Below are 19,102 nucleotides of genomic sequence, written 5' to 3'. Positions count from 1 at the left end.
GAAGTTGAGAACTCTATAGTAGCTAAGATTAAAGAGTTTGTTCCTGAAGAGTTAGCAGGAGATTATTCAATTTATATAAATAATTATGATAAATCTGCAAAAACCGCAGAAGATATTTCTAAAAAGAAATTAGTAATATCATATAAATTAAATGATAATACTCCTGTATATATTTTAGAAAATGGAACAGTTGATAACTTAAATTAATAAATAATAAATTGGAGCTATGCACTAAAAATTAGTGCGTAGCTCTTTTTTTGTACCTTTGATAAGCCAGTTTGTAGAGGAGATGAATTTAACTTAGCTATATTCTACTTATTTTAGAGTAAAAGAAAATCAAGTATCGCTCATTAAAATCACATTTTAATTCATATTATGGAAAAGTTTTATTGGAGGAATGTTCTTTATAAGGGGTAGGGATTATGTTTTTTAGGAATATCTTATTATTAATACGGAAAAACTACATAATATATCTTATATTTAATAAGAGATATTAAATTTAGGAGCATCTAAAGTGAAAAAAATTATAAGGCCTTAAATTTATTAATAAAGAGACTGAGGAGGAAGACATATGAGGAAAATATTCGCAAAAGAGAAATTAGTTTATAAGAATATTGATATACCTGAAGAATTAGAGTTTATAGCTATTAAGCCTATAAATGAAGGCAAGAAGAAAAATAATAATTATATAAAAATTTTAAGTAAAGTTCTTTTAGCATTTTTAATAACATTTTTTATATTATTAAATATATCTCCAGGGTTTTCTACAGTATCTCAGAAGTTACCTATAGTAGGAAAGCTTGCAGAAATTTTTACTATAAACAAAGGCTTTAATAATAAATTATAAGATTGATAAGTACAAAGTCTAGGATATGAAAATATATTAGAGTGGGTTTTAAAAATTTAAAAAAGAGTTTTTAATGTTTATAGTAATATAAATTAATATAAAAATGAGTGTGATAAAATGTGTCTGTTTATTACACTCTTTTTTTGCAAATACTTTAATATATAATTGACAAGGATTATAATAAAAACTAGAATATAATAAAGAACGCTTGTTCGAATGAATGTAAATATAAGGAGAAGAGTCATAATATGAAGGATAAAATAATAATAAGAGGTGCTAAAGTACATAACTTAAAAAATGTATCTTTAGAAATACCTAGAGATAAGTTAGTAGTATTTACAGGTTTATCAGGCTCAGGAAAATCTTCATTGGCATTTGACACTTTATACGCTGAAGGACAAAGAAGATATGTTGAATCTCTTTCATCCTATGCAAGGCAATTTTTAGGGCAAATGGATAAGCCTGATGTAGAATATATTGAAGGACTATCACCAGCTATATCTATAGATCAAAAGACAACTAGTAAGAATCCACGTTCAACTGTTGGAACAATTACTGAAATATATGATTATTTAAGACTATTATATGCAAGAGTAGGAAAGCCATACTGTCCTAAATGTAAGATTCCAATAGAGCAACAATCTGTTGATCAAATTGTGGATAGTATAATGGAACTTGGGGATAGAACTAAAATTCAAGTTTTAGCTCCAGTTATTAGAGGTAAAAAAGGAACTCACGAAAAAGTTTTAGATAATATAAAAAGAAGCGGATTCGTTAGAGCTAGAGTAGATGGTTCAATTTATGAACTTACAGAAGAAGAAGTAAAGCTAGAAAAAAATATAAAGCATAATATTGAAGCTGTTGTAGACAGAATAATAATTAAGGAAGGTGTAGAAGGCAGATTATCAGATTCCATTGAAACTGCATTGAAACTTTCAGAGGGACTAGTATTAATTAATATTATAGATGGAGAAGATATATTATTTAGTGAAAAGTTTGCATGTCCAGAGTGTGGATTAAGTATAGATGAACTTGCACCTAGATTGTTTTCTTTTAACTCTCCATTTGGAAAATGTGATTCCTGTGATGGGCTAGGGACTTTGATGGAAATAGATGAGAATCTAGTTATACCAAACAAGGAATTAAGTATATTAGAAGGAGCCATAGCTACTTGGGGAGAAGGTAGATTAAAAGAAGATTCCTGGACTTATGCTATTTTAAAAGCATTAAGTGAAGAATATGATATTGATTTAAGTAAACCTGTGAAGGAATTAAGTAGAAAAGAATTAGATTTAATTCTTTATGGAACCAATGGAAAGAAAATGAAGGTTATTTATACTAAAGATGGCGTAAAATCTCAATATAATTATGCATACGATGGTGAAATAAATTCTTTAAAGAGAAGATATAGAGAGACTAACTCAGATATTATTAAGAATGATATTGAACAATATATGAGCGATAATCCTTGTCCTAAATGTAACGGAGCAAGACTTAAAAAAGAGGCTTTGGCAGTTTTAGTTGGCGATAAAAATATATATGAATTTACTAAGCTATCCATAAAAGAGGAATTAGATTACATTAATTCTTTAGAATTCTCTGAAAAGGACACAATAATAAGTGATCAAATAATAAGAGAAATAAAAAATAGACTTAATTTCTTAATAGATGTTGGTTTAGATTATTTAAATCTATCAAGAAATTCTGGTACTTTATCAGGAGGAGAAGCTCAAAGAATAAGACTTGCAACTCAAATTGGTTCTGCGCTTATGGGAGTATTATATATATTAGATGAACCTAGTATTGGACTTCATCAAAGAGATAATGATAGGTTAATTAATACTCTTAAGCATTTAAGGGATGTTGGAAATACTGTAATAGTAGTTGAACATGATGAAGATACTATGAAGGAGGCAGACTACATAGTAGATATAGGACCAAGAGCTGGTGAGCATGGTGGAGAAATAGTAGCTACTGGTACTGTGGAAGATATTAAAAAGTGTAAAAACTCAATAACAGGGCAATACTTATTAGGAGAGAAGAAAATAGAGCTTCCTAAAGAAAGAAGAAAAGGAAATGGGAACTTTATAACTGTTAAAGGAGCTAAGGAAAATAATTTAAAAAATGTTAATGTAAAAATTCCACTAGGTACTTTAACTATGGTAACAGGAGTTTCAGGATCTGGTAAAAGTACATTAGTAAATGAAATAATATATAAAGGATTAAATAGATTAGTAAATAGAAGCAAGAATCCAGTAGGAGCTCATAAGGAAATTCTAGGATATGAAAATATTGATAAGATTATAGATATAGATCAAAGCCCAATTGGAAGAACACCTAGATCAAATCCAGCAACTTATACAGGAGTATTCGATATAATAAGAGAATTATTTTCTAATACACCAGAAGCTAAGATGAGAGGATATAAACCAGGAAGGTTTAGCTTCAATGTTAAAGGTGGAAGATGCGAAGCATGTACAGGTGATGGTATTATTAAGATAGAAATGCAATTCTTATCTGATGTATATGTACCTTGTGAAGTATGCAAGGGAAAGAGATATAATAGAGAAACTTTAGAAGTAAAATATAAAGGGAAATCTATAGATGACATATTAAATATGACAGTTGAAGAGGCTTTAGGATTCTTTGAAAACCATCCAAGAATAAAGAATAAAATACAAACATTATATGATGTAGGTCTTGGATACATAAGATTAGGTCAACCATCTACGCAATTATCAGGTGGTGAAGCTCAAAGAATAAAATTAGCATATGAACTTTCAAAGAGAAGTACAGGAAAAACTCTTTATATTTTAGACGAACCAACTACAGGTCTTCATATAGATGACGTAAGTAGGTTAGTAGAAATACTTCAAAGACTAGTAGAGGCAGGGAATACAGTAGTAGTTATAGAGCATAATTTAGATATGATAAAGTGCTCTGATTATATTATTGACTTAGGACCAGAAGGTGGAGACAAGGGAGGAACAATAGTTGCAACTGGAACACCTGAAAATATAATAAAGGTTGAAGAATCCTATACAGGCAAATATCTTAAAAAGATGTTAAGATAATTAAAGAATACTTGTTATTTTTATATATAAGATTTAATATATAATGGTAATATAATACTAATTTTGAGGTGAAACTATGGGTTTTTCAAAGCTAATGACTATTGTTTTTGGTGTAGCTTTTATAATAGTACTTTATTTTATTATTTATTATGCACTGAAAATAATGTACAAGGACGTAAAGGGTAGTGGAAGAAGGAGAAAATCTTCTGCTGCAAAGAATTATGGAATAGAAGTACTAAGTGTAGGAGAAAACTCAAACTTAGAAGAAGGATCAATTTTATTATTAAATGGACTAATAACAATAGGAAGAAAAGATGGTAATACAATAAAATTAACAGATCAATATGTATCTGGTAATCATGCTAAAATAGTTGTAAAAAATAATGAGATTTTAATAGAGGACTTAAATAGTACTAATGGAGTATTTATTAATGACGAAAAGGTTGATAAATATGCTAAGTTAAGAGCTAATGATAAAATTAGGATTGGTAGTGCCACCTTTAAGGTTATAAGAGCAGAGAAAAATTAGAGGTGAAAATATGAGTCAGGCATTAAAGTTAGAAAAAAGAGTTCTTAAATTAATATATTTATTATGCTTACTTCTATTTACAAATCTAGCTTTATTACAAAAACCATTTGATAGTAAAGCATTAATTATAGGAATTGTATTATGTTTTATTATAGGATTATCACACTTTATTTTAAGAAAATATTATCCAGATGGAGATAAGTTTATGCTTATCTTCTCAAGTATATTAGCTGTTGTTGGAATTGCAGTACTTTATAGGATAGATTCTAGCTTTGCATTTAAACAATTAGTATGGACTATATTTGGGATAATTGGATATATGACTATAGTAATAGCTTTACCAGATTTAAAAAGTTTTGCTAAGTATAAAAAGATATATATGATTGTTACTCTGATATTTATGCCTATGGCATTAATATATGGATTAATATTTAAAACAGAAACATATGGAGCTATGAACTGGGTTTATATAGGGCCAATAAGCTTTCAACCATCTGAGTTTGGTAAAATAGCTTTAGTTTTATACTTATCTTCTTCTCTTATGAAGTATGAGGCAAAAAATTCACTTAAAGAAGATTTTAAACAATTAATTGAACCAGCATTAGTAGTAATGTTCTCATTAGCTTGTATGGTGCTTCAAACAGATCTTGGTTCAACTTTAATTTTCTTTGGAATATCTGTAACTATGCTATACATAGCAACTTCAAAGAAAAAATATGTTTTTACATGTTTAGGACTTTCTGCCTTTGGAGCATTAGGAGCATATGGCGTTTTTGGCCATGTTCAAAGAAGAGTTAAGATTTGGTTAGATCCTTGGAAGTATGCAACAGCAGAAGGATATCAAATAGTGCAAGGACTATATGCTATAGCATCAGGAGGATTATTTGGAGTAGGACTTGGAAATGGTTATCCAGATTTAATATTTGCAAGTGAAAGTGATTTTATATTTGCTGTTATTTGTGAAGAATTTGGGATAATATTTGCAGTTGGATTAATGATATTATACTTCTTATTATTTTATAGAGGTATAAGAATAGCTTTTTTAACTAAAGACAGATTTAGTCTTTTAGCTGCCGTAGGTTTTAGTACTATGATAGCATGTCAAACTTTAGTTATTGTAGGTGGAATCTTCACAGTAATACCATTAACAGGTATAACTTTACCTCTTATAAGCTATGGTGGAAGTTCAATGTTAACAATGTTTTTTGCTTTAGGTATTTTACAAAAAATTTCAGAAGAATATTAGAATGGAGCTGTGGCAATAGCTCCATTTTAAATTGTGACACAGCACTTTAGAATATGAAGTTTAATTTTAGGACTTTAGTAGAAAAGATGAAATAAAATATTAGAAGATTTAAGGTATAGGCAATAATTTTAGTGTATAATATAAAGAAGCTGTGATAATAGCCTCTAATTTTATATTAAATTTTATTAAGCTTTTATGTGCAAGGAGGATTTTATGAACCAATTATCAAAAAGTGTAAGAAATATTATGGTTATATTTCTTTTTTGTTTTATAGCCTTGATATCATATATAGCCTATTTCCAAGTTTTCAAAGGTCCTGATATAGCAAGTGATTCAGGGAATAAAAGACTTTGGGCAAAGAGGAATGAAGTTTTAAGAGGAACAATTTATGATAGAGACGGAAATCCTTTAACTAATAGTATAAGAATAGATAAGTTTAATCAAAGTAGAGAGTATATTAATGGAGATTTATATGTTCACGCATTAGGATACATAGATGAAAGGTTTGGGATAACAGGATTAGAAGATGAATTTGACAGTGAATTATCCAGATATAATGGGTTTTCTAATGGAATAAGAAGCTTTATTAATAATTTTGATTTAAAAAGTGCTTTTGAAAATAGAGATGAAGAGAAAATTGGTAATGGAGTAGTAACAACGTTAGATTATAATATACAAAAGGCTGCCTATGATGCTATGGGAAATCTAAAAGGAGCAGTTGTAGCGATTAACCCTAAAACAGGGGAAATACTTGCAATGGTGTCTAAGCCAACATATGATCCTAATAATTTAGAGCAGGTGATAGAAGAAGCCAATTCAGGAGTAGATAAAGAAAGTAAGTTATTAAATAGAGCTATAGATGGTAAGTACCCACCAGGATCTGTATTTAAGACAGTAACTTTAGCAGCTGCTTTGGAAAATAACCCCGATATAGTCAATGAAACCTTCCATGACACTGGGAAGATAGTATTTCCAGATGGAACATCATTAAGCAATTATATGAATCAAGTACACGGAGATTTAAGTTTACAAATGGCATACAGGGTTTCAAGTAATTTTGTGTTTGGAACATTAGCTATGGATATGGGAAATGCTAAGCTTAAGGAAGTAGCAGAAAGATTTGGATTTAATTCAAGAATAAATGGAGTTGGATTATCTATACCTCAAAGTAATTTTCCTACTTTAAAAGAAGAAGAAATGGGAAATATAGCTCAAAGTGGAATAGGCCAAGGAAGTGTATTATCAACTCCTATACAAATGGCAATAGTTGCTTCAACAGTTGCTAATGATGGTGTTTTAATGCAACCTAAATTAGTAAACAAGGTTGTTGATAAAGATGGAAATACTGTGAAAGAAATACCTAATAAAGCATTAAGGGAAAATGTAATATCAGCAGATGTTGCTAATACTATAAAAGAATATATGGGATATTTAGTTTCAAATAATATTTATAGATGGCCATCTTTTGAAGGAACTAATGCTGGAGGTAAAACTGGTACAGCAGATTATATGAAGGAAGATGGTTCAGAAGGAATACCCCATGGTTGGTTTATTTCTGTTGCACCAATAAATGATCCACAAATTGCAGTAGCAGTAATAGTAGAAGAAGGTGAAAATGGCGCTGGCTCAGCTGCAAATATCGCATCAAAAGTTGTAAGAGCTGCTGTATTAGAAAAGTAATAAACTTAAAAAAAATAACAAGTGTAGAATGAGATAAATATTGTATGAGTTTGGCTTGGAGCAAATGTGAGGTGGCAAGGAATACAATATTTATCTCATTCCTTTTTTCATTATTCACTCTTTAAATATTAATTCATATATTAAAATATAACTATTTTTATAACTTTTAGGATAAAAGGAGATTAATTATGTTTAGGGTGAAAAAATTAGAGGTAGAAGGATGCTACTTAATAACTCCAACTGTACTTATGGAAAGTACTTGTGATTTAATTAAGGTTTTTAATGATACTCAATTTAATATATATGGATTAAGTACAGAGTTTAAGGAAGAATATTATGCTATTGCAAAGCCAGGAGTAGTAAGGGGAATTCATTTTCAACTACCTCCTGAAGAGCATGATAAACTAATTACTTGTATAATAGGGGAAATTCAAGATGTGGTGGTAGACTTAAGAAAGGATTCTAAGACCTTTGGTAAGTATACATTAATAGATTTAAATGAAGATAATAAAAATTTAATATATATTCCTTCAGGATGTGCACATGGATATTATATTAAGGGAAATAAGCATGCTTTAGTTTACTATAAGGTTACAAAACCTTTTGTTAAAGATCAGCGAGGAGGAATACACTGGAGTTCTTTAGATATTCCTTGGGATTTTAATTATAATAATATTGAAGTAGAAACTGAAGATAGTAATTGGCCAAAATTTGAGGAATTTAACTCACCATTTTAAAAATATTTTTAAGTATAAAAATGATAAAGATTAAGAAGTTTATTAACTTTTGATATTTTAATAAGAAGATATTACATTAATTTTAGAAGGATATGAATAGTATAAGAAGATAACTTGGAGGAAATCTAAGATAATCAATAATATTTATATTCTTTTTTCTATTGCTAATTGCAAATATTTTTACTAGTGATAAAATTTATATTACATAGTGGAAGTTAAGGAGAATAATAAATGTTTGACTTTGAATATCATTTAAAAAATCTACCGGAAAAACCAGGTGTTTATATAATGAAAAATTCTCTTGGTGAAATTATATATGTAGGAAAAGCCAAGATACTCAAGAATAGAGTAAGAAGCTATTTTCAGAATTCTAAAAACCATTCTGAAAAAGTTAAAGTAATGGTTAAAAATATTTCAGAGTTTGAGTATATAGTTACAGATTCAGAGATGGAAGCATTAATATTAGAATGCAATTTAATTAAGAAGTATAGTCCAAGATATAATATAGCTTTGAAGGATGATAAATTTTATCCATTTATAAAGATTACTATAAATGATGACTTCCCAAGGGTCTTTGTAACTAGGAAGTATGCAAAGGATGGAGCAAAGTATTTTGGACCTTATACTAATGCTACTGCAGTCTATGAAACTATAAATTTAATTAATAAGATTTTCCCTATAAGAACTTGTAAATTATTAATTAAGGAAAATGGTGATAAGGTTAGACCTTGTTTAAATTATCATATTAAAAAATGTGTAGCACCTTGTGCTGGATATTTAAAAAAAGAAGAATATGCTGAAATGATTAATGATATTATGGATATACTTAATGGTAGAGATAAAACTATTGTTAATTCATTAAAGCATAAAATGGAAGAAGCATCTAAGAATTTAGAGTTTGAAGAAGCAGCAAAATTTAGAGATAAGATTCTAGCTATAGATTCAATAGTAGAGAAGCAAAAAATATTTAAGACTATGGAAGGCGATGAAGACTTCATTAATATATATCAAGATGAAATTGATAGTTGTATCCAAGTGTTCTTCTCAAGGGATGGTAAAATAATTGGTCGTGAACACTTTATATTTAAAAATACAGCTGATGATAAAGTAAGTGAAGTTTTAGAAGATTTTATTACTTCATTTTATGGAGGTACTGCAAAGATTCCTAAAACTATATATTTGCCAGAGATAGAAGACTGCGAGCTTATTGAAGATTTTCTTACTATTAAAAGGGGAGCTAAAGCATGGGTTAAAGTACCACAAAAGGGTCAAAAGAAAGATATGCTAGAAATGGTGAAAAATAATGCTAAAATTACACTAGAGCAATTTAAAGATAAGTTCTTTAAAGAAAAAGAACTTAATAGGATTACTCTTGATGAATTAAGAGATTTATTGGATTTAGAAGAGGCACCTTTTAGAATTGAATCTTATGATATTTCAAATATTCAAGGTGTAGATTCTGTTGGAACAATGGTGGTATTTGAAGAAGGAAGAGCAAAAAATAGCGACTATAGAAGATTTAAGATAAAGTCAGTTAAAGGTGCTAATGATTATGATAGCATGAGAGAAATATTAGAAAGAAGATTTATTCATGGACTTGAAGAAATACAAAAGATACAAGAGAGACAACTTAATTTTTCTAATGGAAAGTTTTCTAGCTTCCCTGATTTAATAATGATGGATGGAGGTAAGGGGCAGGTAAATGTAGCTCTTGAGGTTTTAGATAAGCTTAATATAAGCATTCCTGTTTGTGGGTTAGTTAAAGATGATAAGCATCAAACAAGAGGAATTATATATAATAATGAAGAACTTATAATTAATAGAAATTCTAACTTAATGCAGATGATTAGAAGGATACAGGATGAGGTTCATAGATTTGCCATTACTTATCATAGGACTCTTAGAGATAAAAGAACTTTACATTCAATATTAGAAGATATACCTAATGTTGGAGAAAAAAGAAGACGAAATTTATTAATGAAGTTTGGAAGTGTAGAAAATATAAGAAAAGCTACATATGATGAATTGTTAGAGACTGAAAGTATAGATAAAAAAGCTGCAAATAGTATAATTGATTATTTTAATACACAGAGTAAAAAGTAACAAAATAGTTACAAATGCATTAATATATATAAATATACTTGTAATGGGTTGTTTATTGATAATTTTTAATTTATACTATTTTAAGGCATAAAGTACGAGTATAAAGAAATATAAAGATTTAAGTGTTACTTAAACTATATCTAGATAATTAGTAGATTATTTGTAAGGAGTTAGGTATGAATCAATATAAAATATTTGAGGGATTATTTAAAAGGTTTTATAAAAGAGAAGATGTTATACTTGATGCTGAAATGAAGAATTATGTTCATTTTAGAGTTGGTGGACCAGCAGACATCCTTTTAATTCCTGAAAATAAAGAACAAGTTATAAAAAGTATAAAAATATGTAAAGAAAATAACATACCTTATTTTATAGTTGGGAATGGATCAAATTTATTAGTAAAAGACGGTGGAATAAAGGGTGTAGTTATAAAATTAAATAAAGTTAAAAATATTAGAGTATTTAATGAAACTATAGAAGCAGAATGTGGAGCTATGCTTAAAGATGTTTCTAGTGAAGCTATTAAAAATTCTTTAACAGGATTTGAATTTGCTTGTGGTATACCAGGAACTGTAGGTGGTGCTGTATTTATGAATGCAGGTGCTTATGATGGAGAAGTTTCACATGTTATTGAAAGTGCAGAAGTTATTGATAATGATGGAGAAATTAAAATTTTATCAAGAGAAGAATTAGAACTAGGTTATAGATCTTCAATAATAATGAAAAAAAATTATATAGTTTTATCAGCGAAATTTAAATTAACCTATGGAGAAGTAGGAAAGATAAAAGAGATAGTTGAAGACCTTACATGTAAAAGAGAGTCTAAACAACCACTTGAATACCCTTCAGCGGGAAGTACTTTTAAAAGGCCAACAGGTTACTATGCTGGAAAACTTATTCAAGATGCAGGATTAAAAGGTTACAGCATAGGTGGAGCAGCAGTATCAGAAAAACACTCAGGTTTTGTAATAAATAAGAATAATGCTACTGCAAAGGATATATTAGATTTAATAGCCCATATACAATATGAGGTAAAGCAACAATTTGGTGTTGATTTACATCCAGAGGTTAGAATTATAGGCGAAGATGAAAAATGAAAATCATACTAAAAAGGAAATTTAATTTAAATTAAGTTTCCTTTTTATTTTTTAGAAATATATAAAAAAAATAATGAGTAAATAATTGACAAATATAAAATGGTATAATATACTTTATTTAATGTTAAATAAAACTATAAAAGGAGAGGTTTATGAGAAAGTTTTACATTAAAGAGAGATTATTTGCACTAGGAGCTAAATTTGATGTATATGATGAGCAGGGAAATAATATCTTTATATCAGAGGCAGATAAATTTGATATAGGAAAAAATATCAGTATTTATGACTCTAATAATAGAAAGGTATTATATATGAGACAACAAGTTAGGATTGGAAGTCATAAGTATATAGCTTATGATCAAGATATGCGAGAAATAGCAACTATAAAGAAAGAACTTATGGTACCTGAATACAATATAACTGGTTCTGTTGGCATTATGAATATGAGTAGTTCTAGTATATTAGGAAGAAATTATGAAATTAAAAAAGATGGAATTACTTTAGGGACAATAAGTAAGGAGTTTTCTTTTGGTAGGGATAGATATTTTCTGGAAGTTATAGATGAAAATTATACTGTATTTTTTGTTGGATTATTAATCATGATTGATATGGTTAAATTCCACAATAATAATTAATTACTATTTTAGGAGGAATATAATAATGGTTCACGAAATTGACTATGAAATTTATGGTAATGAAATGCAATATGTAGAAATTGAACTAGACCCAAGAGAAACTGTAGTGGCAGAAGCAGGAGCAATGATGATGATGGATAATAATATAACTATGGATGCCATATTTGGGGATGGTAGTGAAAGATCTAAAGGAGGAGGCTTCTTTGGGATGCTAGGAAGTGCAGCCAAAAGAGTTATAACTGGTGAAAGTCTTTTTATGACTTCATTTACCAATACAGGTATGCTTAAGCAAAAGGTAGCTTTTGCATCTCCATATCCAGGAAAAATATTAGCTATGGATTTAAGAAATTATAGAGGAAAACTTATATGTCAAAAGGATTCTTTCTTATGTTGTGCAAAGGGAATAAGTATAGGAATAGAATTTACAAAGAAGCTTGGAACAGGTTTTTTTGGGGGTGAAGGTTTTATACTACAAAAACTAGAAGGGGATGGATTAGCATTTATACATGCTGGAGGAACTATAGTAAAAAAGAGTTTAAATCCTGGAGAAACTATAAAAATAGATACAGGGTGTTTAGTTGCAATGACACAAAATGTTCATTATGATATTGAATTTGTGGGTGGAATTAAAAATGCTGTATTTGGAGGAGAGGGATTATTCTTTGCCACTTTAACAGGACCAGGAGAAGTATGGATTCAAAGTTTACCATTTAGTAAGCTTGCTTCAAGAGTATATTCATCAGCGCCACAAAATATGGGTAAATCCGTTGATGAAGGAAGTATCCTTGGAAGCATTGGAAATATCTTTGAAAAGTAATAGTAGAAACTTCTTTTAAACTTATATATAATTAATTTAAGCAATAAATAATTAATTAATAAGGGGGAAGAGCTAAAGATAAATGAAAATGAATAATAAAGAATGTAGAATTAAGGTAGAAGTTCTTGCAGAGTTTCTAATTAAATATATTTTTAGGAATTCATATTTAATTACATGAAAATTATTCATTTAATATTTATGCAATAGTTCGATGTAATATGGAATGTAAAGTGAGAGAAGAAGTAAAAAGCTTAGAAAAGTATGTAGCAGGAAAGCCAATAGATGAAGTTAAAAGGGAGTATGGTATAGATAAAGTTGTTAAACTTGCTTCTAATGAGAATCCATTAGGAACTTCAGAAAAAGTTAAGGAAGCTGTGGGTAATTTAGTTAATGAGATGAATATGTATCCAGATGCATCTTCTTTTGATTTTAAAGAAGCTTTAAGTAAAAAGTTAAATATAGATAGGGATATGATATTCTGTGGGGCAGGATCAGATTCTCTAATAAATGTAATTTGTGAAGTCTTTTTAGATAAAGAAGATGAAAGTATAATGGCTGAAATAACTTTCCCAAGATATGAAAGCAATACAAAACTAATGGGAGCTAAAGCTATAAAGATTCCTCTAAAAAATAATGGATTGGATTTAGAGGCTATGGTAGAAGCTATAACTGAAAAAACTAAAATAATTTGGTTTTGCAATCCTAATAATCCTACAGGTGGAATATTTACAAAGGCAGAGTTAAATGCTGTATTAAATAGAATTCCTAAAGATGTAATAATAGTTATGGATGAAGCTTATGCTGAATATGTTACTTCAGAAGAATATCCAAACTCACTAGAACTTATAAAATCATATCCAAATATGATAATTTTAAAAACTTTATCCAAGGCTTATGGGCTAGCAGCTTTAAGATTTGGATATGGAATAGCTAATGAAGAAATAGTGGATTATATGAATAGAGTTATAAATTCTTTTGATGTAAATTTATTTGCTCAAAAAGCAGCTGTTGTTGCAATAGAAGATGATGAATTTATAAATAAAGTTAAGAGCTTTAATAAGGAGCAAAGAGAATTATTATCTTCAGAGTTTGAAAAAATGGGACTTAAATATATAAAATCAGAAGCCAATTTTATAATGGTTAATGTTAATGGAGATGATAAGCCAATACATGAATTTTTATTAAGGCATGGATATATAATAAGGCCAGGATACTTATTAGATATGCCAGGATGGATAAGAGTAAGCTTAGGAACAAAGGAACAAAATTTAGAATTTTGTAAACTATTAAAAGTTTCAATAGAAAAACGAGATAATAAGTAAGGAATAAGGAGATAAGTATAAGCTTTTCTCCTTTTTTACAATATAAAAAAAGTTATTATATGTAGTATATATTATATAAGTAATATTGTATTTAATGTGTAATTATTATATTAATAGAACTAATATGATATAATGTTGTTAAGAAATATAATCAAAGGGAGGTAGCATAATGAGATTTATAATAGTTACAGGATTATCAGGAGCAGGTAAGACAGAAGCAACAAGAAGCCTTGAAGATATGGGATACTTTTGTGTAGATAACCTTCCACCAAAGCTAATACCTAAATTTGCAGAAGCATGTGTTCAAAGCCAAGGGAAAATAAGCAAGGTAGCTTTAGTTATAGACATTAGAGGTGGAATATTCTTTGATGATTTATTTGAAAGCTTAAATTATTTGAAAAATCAGGATTTCAAATATGAAATATTATTTTTAGATGCCTCTGATGAAATTTTAGTTAAGAGATTTAAAGAAACTAGAAGAAGTCATCCATTGGCTCCAGGAAGCAGAATAATAACAGGGATTAATGAAGAAAGAAATAGATTAAGAGAAGTTAAGGATAGAGCGGATATAATAATTGATACATCTAAATATGCTATTAAAGATTTAAGAGAAGAAATGACAAAGAATTATGGAGATGTAGAACAACCTCAAAAGCAACTTTCTGTGACTATACTAAGTTTTGGATTCAAATATGGAATACCAGTAGATTCAGATTTGGTTTTTGATGTAAGATTTATACCAAATCCATTTTATATAGCAGAGCTTAAGCCATATTCAGGTAACGAAGAGCCAGTTAGGAAGTATGTTTTAGAACAAGAGGAAACAAAAGGCTTTATTAAAAGAGTTGATGACTTATTAGAATTTTTAATACCTAATTATAAGAAGGAAGGAAAAAGGCAGCTTATTATATCAATAGGATGCACAGGAGGAAGACATAGGTCTGTTGCCATTGCAAATGAGTTGTATGAAAAATTATTAAGCAAGGATTACAATATTTCTATAGAACATAGAGATATTAAAGAGGACGTACACCAAGGAGCAAAGAAACTATGAGTATAAAAGAATGGCTAAAGCCTGGAGTTAAAGTTAAAAGATGGCTATTCTTTGGAATTTTTGGAATTTTATTAATTGCTTTTGGCTTTACAGAGTTGGCTATAAGGAGAGTTTATGATATTTACTACAAAATATTTTATATATTTCTAAATATAACAGGAGTTTTAGTAATATATATTTCTGTAGTTGAAAGTATGAAATCAATAATTGCTTTAACTAACAAAGGGTACATTCACCTATCCATAGATAGTAGGAAAATGGAAAACTTAATATATGAAAAAAGATTATTAGTAAAAGGGCCTAAAATTGTAGTAGTTGGTGGGGGAACAGGATTATCTACAATGCTTAGAGGCTTAAAATACTATACATCAAATATTACTGCTATAGTTACTGTTGCAGATGATGGTGGTGGATCAGGAGCTTTAAGAGAAGATTTGGGAATGTTGCCTCCAGGTGATATAAGAAACTGTATACTAGCATTAGCAGATACAGAACCTTTAATGGAGGAACTTCTTCAATATAGATTTACAGATGGAAGACTGAAAAATCAAAGCTTTGGTAATTTATTTTTGGCTGCTATGGATGGAGTAAGTGAAAATTTTGAAGATGCAGTTCAAAAAATGAGTTCAGTTCTTGCAGTTACAGGAAAGGTTTTGCCTGTAACATTAGAAGATATGAAATTAGTAGCAGAATTAGAAAATGGAAATGTAATAGAAGGAGAGTCTCAGATTCCAGAAGAAGCAATTAAGCAAAATTCTAGAATTAAAAAATTGATGATAGAACCTAGAGATGCTAAACCTCTTCAAGATGCTATTAGAGCTATAGAAGAGGCTGATGCTATAGTTCTAGGCCCAGGAAGTCTTTACACAAGTATTATTCCAAATTTACTTGTTAAATATATTGCTGATAGCATTAGAAAAAGCGATGCTATTAAGATATATATTTCAAATATAATGACTCAACCCGGTGAAACTCATGGGTTTAAAGCTTCTGACCATATAAAAGTTTTAAAAAAATATGGTGGAAGAGGAATTGTTGATTATGTAATAGCCAATAGAGGGGATATTCCAGCTCATATAAAAGAGCGATATTTAAAGGACAATTCTCAACTAGTTGAGTTAGATAATAAGGAAATTAAGAGGCTAGGAGTAGAGGTTATAGAGGCTTCTTTAGCAAAGATTGAAAAAGGTTATGTTAAACATGACTCAGAATATCTTGCAGAAGTTCTTGTAGATACAATAATGGAAAAGAAGCTATTATATGATAGAAAGAGAATAATAGAATATATGTATGTTTCTCAAAAGATAAAGCAAAGGGAAAGAGAAAATAGGGCTAATCAAGATAATAATTAATATTTATGGACTAAAAAGAATGATTCTTTTTAGTCTTTTTTTTTAGAAAAATGACATAATTTATAGAAATATGGAAAAAAAACAAATTATTTGTTAGAATATGAATATAGTTCAAATAAAATAAACAATTTAAGGAGAAAGGGAATTTCATATGAATCTATTGGCAGCATTTATAGAAATGATGGTATCATTGCTATTATATAATAGCTTGTTTAATAAAGGAAAGATGGACAAGTTATTAGGTTATAGTTTGATAGTTTTAGTATGTAGTATAGTTTTTGTTAGTTATAATACAGAAGATGAAATATTACTTTATTTACTTTTATTAATACCTGAAATTATAGCCATAGCTTATATTGATAAAAAGAATATTAACTTAGTCTTAATGGAAATTTTAATAAGTATAATATTAACTTTTATAATACAAAGCACTATAATAGCCATAATATTTTTTATAACAGGAAAAACTAAAGAGTATCTATACATACATTTACTTATATATGCAATAATAACATTTTTAATAATAATATTAATGAAACATTTTAAGAAGTTAAAGGATATTGATCTTGAATCTTATATAGATGATAATCTTTTAATGTCAAATGTAATTTTAAATATATTTACATTTTTCATGATATTAAGATTAATTTATCATAGCGAGATAATATCTAATATGGTTGTGATTGAAATTATCGGACTTATATTTGTAAATATCTTATTTAACATAAGTTTTTATAAAAATATGCATAAAAAAATAATAAGAAATAAGAATATGGAAGTAAAAAATGCTTATAATCCTTTATTAGATGAAATAATTCAAAATATAAAGGCGAATGAACATGAATATAAGAATCACATAGGTATGTTGTTTTCTATGATTCAGGTATCTAATAGCATTCCAGAATTAAAAGAAAGAGCAGAAAAATACATTGGAAATATACAAAATACTAATATTTTAAGCAAGGTTTTAGATGTTGAAAGCACAATAATAAAATCTGTTTTATATAGTAAATTAGTAGAATGTGATCAATTAGGAATTAGTATAAGTTATGAAATAAAAACTAATTTAGAAGATTCACTTCTAGATGATACTGAAATAACTATTATACTTAGTAATTTACTAAATAATGCTATTGAAGCAAGTAAGAATACTATTAATAAAGATATAAAGGTAGATATAAGAAAATTTGAAAGATATAAGATAGAGGTTAAGAATAATATTACAGGATTAAATATAAATCCTAATGAAATTGAAGAATTTTTTAAAAAGGGTTTTTCAAGTAAAGGTAATGGAAGAGGATATGGATTATATAATGTTAAGAAAATAGTGAAAAAGCATAAAGGAGCAATATATGCTAGAATGGTAGAAGACTATTTAGTGATAGAAATATATGTCTAACTTATTTAAGCTATAATTTACATCTAAATTTTTATTGTTATTTATGTTATAATAACTTGATAAGAATAGTAAATAAGGAGAAATAGGCAATATGTCATTTTCATCAAAAGTAAAAGGAGAAATATGCAGATATTCAGAGTTAACTAAAGAAGAGGCTTTAGCTGAAATTTCAGCAATAATGAAGGTAAGTGGAACAATATCCTTTAGTGGATTGGGCTTGTCATTTAGAATTACTACTGAAAATCCTGCATCTGCAAGGCATATATTTAGTTTGCTAAAAGAGCATTTTAATATACATTCAAAATTAATGGTTAAGAAGAGTAACTCTTTAAAGAAAAATAATATATATATGGTTCTAATAGAAGAAGATATGGGAGTTAGAGATCTTTTAAGAGATACAGGAATACTTACAGAAATAGAAGGTGTATTAACTTTAAATTATAGAATAGATAAAAGTATGGTTAATTGCGATGAATTAAAAAGAGCTTATGTAAGAGGAGCTTTTATTGGTGGAGGAAGTATAAGTAATCCAGAGAAAACCTATCACTTGGAATTTGTAACTCATAGCGAAGAATATGCAAGAGATTTAAGTGCATTAATTAATACTTTTGGATTAAATTCCAAAGTTATACAAAGGAAAAATAGCTTTATAATATACTTAAAAGAAGGAGAACAAATTTCAAACCTATTGGGAATTATAGGAGCACATACCTCATTATTGGAATTAGAAAATATAAGAATAATGAAGGAAATGAGGAATAATGTTAATAGGCTTGTTAATTGTGAAACTGCAAATTTAAGTAAGACAGTTAATGCAGCTGTTAGACAAGTTGAAAGCATTAAGCTTATACAGAAAGAAATAGGACTACAAAGATTACCAAAGAACTTAAGAGAAGTAGCAGAGCTTAGACTAAGCTATCCAGATGAATCACTTAAGGAACTTGGAGAAATGTTAGAACCACCAGTTGGAAAGTCTGGAATAAATCATAGATTAAGAAAAATAGAAAAAATAGCAGAAGAAATAAGATCAGGAACGTATTAAAAGAATGTAAAATGAAGAATGTAAAATGAAGAATGTAAAATGAAGAATTGATGGGAAAACTCCATTAGGAGTTTTTTTATTAGATTCTTTTTAGTAATTTGGAACAAATTACTTCCTTAATTATTCATTTTTCATTATTCATTAGAAGCTGACTGGTTCAGATTCTTT

Annotated in this window: 16 protein-coding genes; all 16 read left to right on the top strand. The window is 28.3% G+C overall.

Features of this window, described 5'->3' with window-relative positions:
- Window positions 1-207: hypothetical protein (locus ACQRD5_RS14000; protein WP_427746969.1), on the top strand; the 207-nt coding region annotated here is incomplete at its 5' end.
- A 364-nt stretch (window positions 208-571) separates the two neighbouring features.
- Window positions 572-847 carry a hypothetical protein gene (locus tag ACQRD5_RS13995; RefSeq protein WP_291630258.1) on the top strand — a complete coding sequence of 92 codons (276 nt, stop codon included), beginning with the start codon at window positions 572-574 and terminating at the stop codon, window positions 845-847.
- Between the two features lie 248 nt (window positions 848-1,095).
- Window positions 1,096-3,921 carry an excinuclease ABC subunit UvrA gene (gene uvrA / locus ACQRD5_RS13990; protein WP_291630256.1) on the top strand — a complete coding sequence of 942 codons (2,826 nt, stop codon included), beginning with the start codon at window positions 1,096-1,098 and terminating at the stop codon, window positions 3,919-3,921.
- Window positions 3,922-3,997: 76 nt separating this feature from the next.
- Window positions 3,998-4,450: an FHA domain-containing protein gene (locus ACQRD5_RS13985; protein ID WP_291630254.1), complete on the top strand. Its 453-nt coding sequence runs from the start codon at window positions 3,998-4,000 to the stop codon at window positions 4,448-4,450.
- A gap of 10 nt (window positions 4,451-4,460) precedes the next feature.
- Window positions 4,461-5,696, top strand: a complete 1,236-nt coding sequence (locus ACQRD5_RS13980) for an FtsW/RodA/SpoVE family cell cycle protein (protein ID WP_291630253.1) — start codon at window positions 4,461-4,463, stop codon at window positions 5,694-5,696.
- Window positions 5,697-5,909: 213 nt separating this feature from the next.
- Window positions 5,910-7,376 (top strand): peptidoglycan D,D-transpeptidase FtsI family protein, encoded by a 1,467-nt coding sequence (locus tag ACQRD5_RS13975; RefSeq protein ID WP_291630251.1) that lies wholly within the window; start codon window positions 5,910-5,912, stop codon window positions 7,374-7,376.
- Between the two features lie 188 nt (window positions 7,377-7,564).
- A complete protein-coding gene (locus ACQRD5_RS13970; RefSeq protein WP_291630249.1) occupies window positions 7,565-8,113 on the top strand; it encodes a dTDP-4-dehydrorhamnose 3,5-epimerase family protein in 549 nt (182 codons plus the stop codon).
- 231 nt (window positions 8,114-8,344) lie between these two features.
- Window positions 8,345-10,216 (top strand): excinuclease ABC subunit UvrC, encoded by a 1,872-nt coding sequence (gene uvrC, locus ACQRD5_RS13965; protein WP_291630247.1) that lies wholly within the window; start codon window positions 8,345-8,347, stop codon window positions 10,214-10,216.
- 176 nt (window positions 10,217-10,392) lie between these two features.
- Window positions 10,393-11,313, top strand: a complete 921-nt coding sequence (gene murB, locus ACQRD5_RS13960) for a UDP-N-acetylmuramate dehydrogenase (protein ID WP_291630245.1) — start codon at window positions 10,393-10,395, stop codon at window positions 11,311-11,313.
- A 152-nt stretch (window positions 11,314-11,465) separates the two neighbouring features.
- Window positions 11,466-11,948 (top strand): LURP-one-related/scramblase family protein, encoded by a 483-nt coding sequence (locus ACQRD5_RS13955; protein ID WP_291630243.1) that lies wholly within the window; start codon window positions 11,466-11,468, stop codon window positions 11,946-11,948.
- A gap of 25 nt (window positions 11,949-11,973) precedes the next feature.
- Complete coding sequence (locus ACQRD5_RS13950; RefSeq protein WP_291630241.1) at window positions 11,974-12,765, top strand: TIGR00266 family protein; 792 nt, start codon at window positions 11,974-11,976, stop codon at window positions 12,763-12,765.
- Between the two features lie 218 nt (window positions 12,766-12,983).
- Complete coding sequence (gene hisC, locus ACQRD5_RS13945) at window positions 12,984-14,087, top strand: histidinol-phosphate transaminase (RefSeq protein WP_291630239.1); 1,104 nt, start codon at window positions 12,984-12,986, stop codon at window positions 14,085-14,087.
- 169 nt (window positions 14,088-14,256) lie between these two features.
- Complete coding sequence (gene rapZ, locus ACQRD5_RS13940; protein WP_291630237.1) at window positions 14,257-15,141, top strand: RNase adapter RapZ; 885 nt, start codon at window positions 14,257-14,259, stop codon at window positions 15,139-15,141.
- A complete protein-coding gene (locus tag ACQRD5_RS13935) occupies window positions 15,138-16,493 on the top strand; it encodes a gluconeogenesis factor YvcK family protein (protein WP_291630235.1) in 1,356 nt (451 codons plus the stop codon). Before rapZ ends, ACQRD5_RS13935 begins: the two co-directional genes overlap by 4 nt.
- Before the next feature lie 151 nt (window positions 16,494-16,644).
- A complete protein-coding gene (locus tag ACQRD5_RS13930) occupies window positions 16,645-17,892 on the top strand; it encodes a sensor histidine kinase (protein WP_291630233.1) in 1,248 nt (415 codons plus the stop codon).
- A 91-nt stretch (window positions 17,893-17,983) separates the two neighbouring features.
- On the top strand, window positions 17,984-18,934 hold the full coding sequence (gene whiA / locus ACQRD5_RS13925; RefSeq protein ID WP_291630231.1) for a DNA-binding protein WhiA: 951 nt from the start codon (window positions 17,984-17,986) through the stop codon (window positions 18,932-18,934).
- The last annotated feature ends 168 nt before the right edge of the window (window positions 18,935-19,102 follow it).

The organism is Clostridium sp. SGI.024, assembly GCF_050315195.1.
Lineage (GTDB): Bacteria > Bacillota > Clostridia > Clostridiales > Clostridiaceae > Clostridium.
The sequence above is the reverse complement of the archived record's forward strand: the minus strand, read 5'-3'. Positions and strand labels throughout refer to the sequence as shown.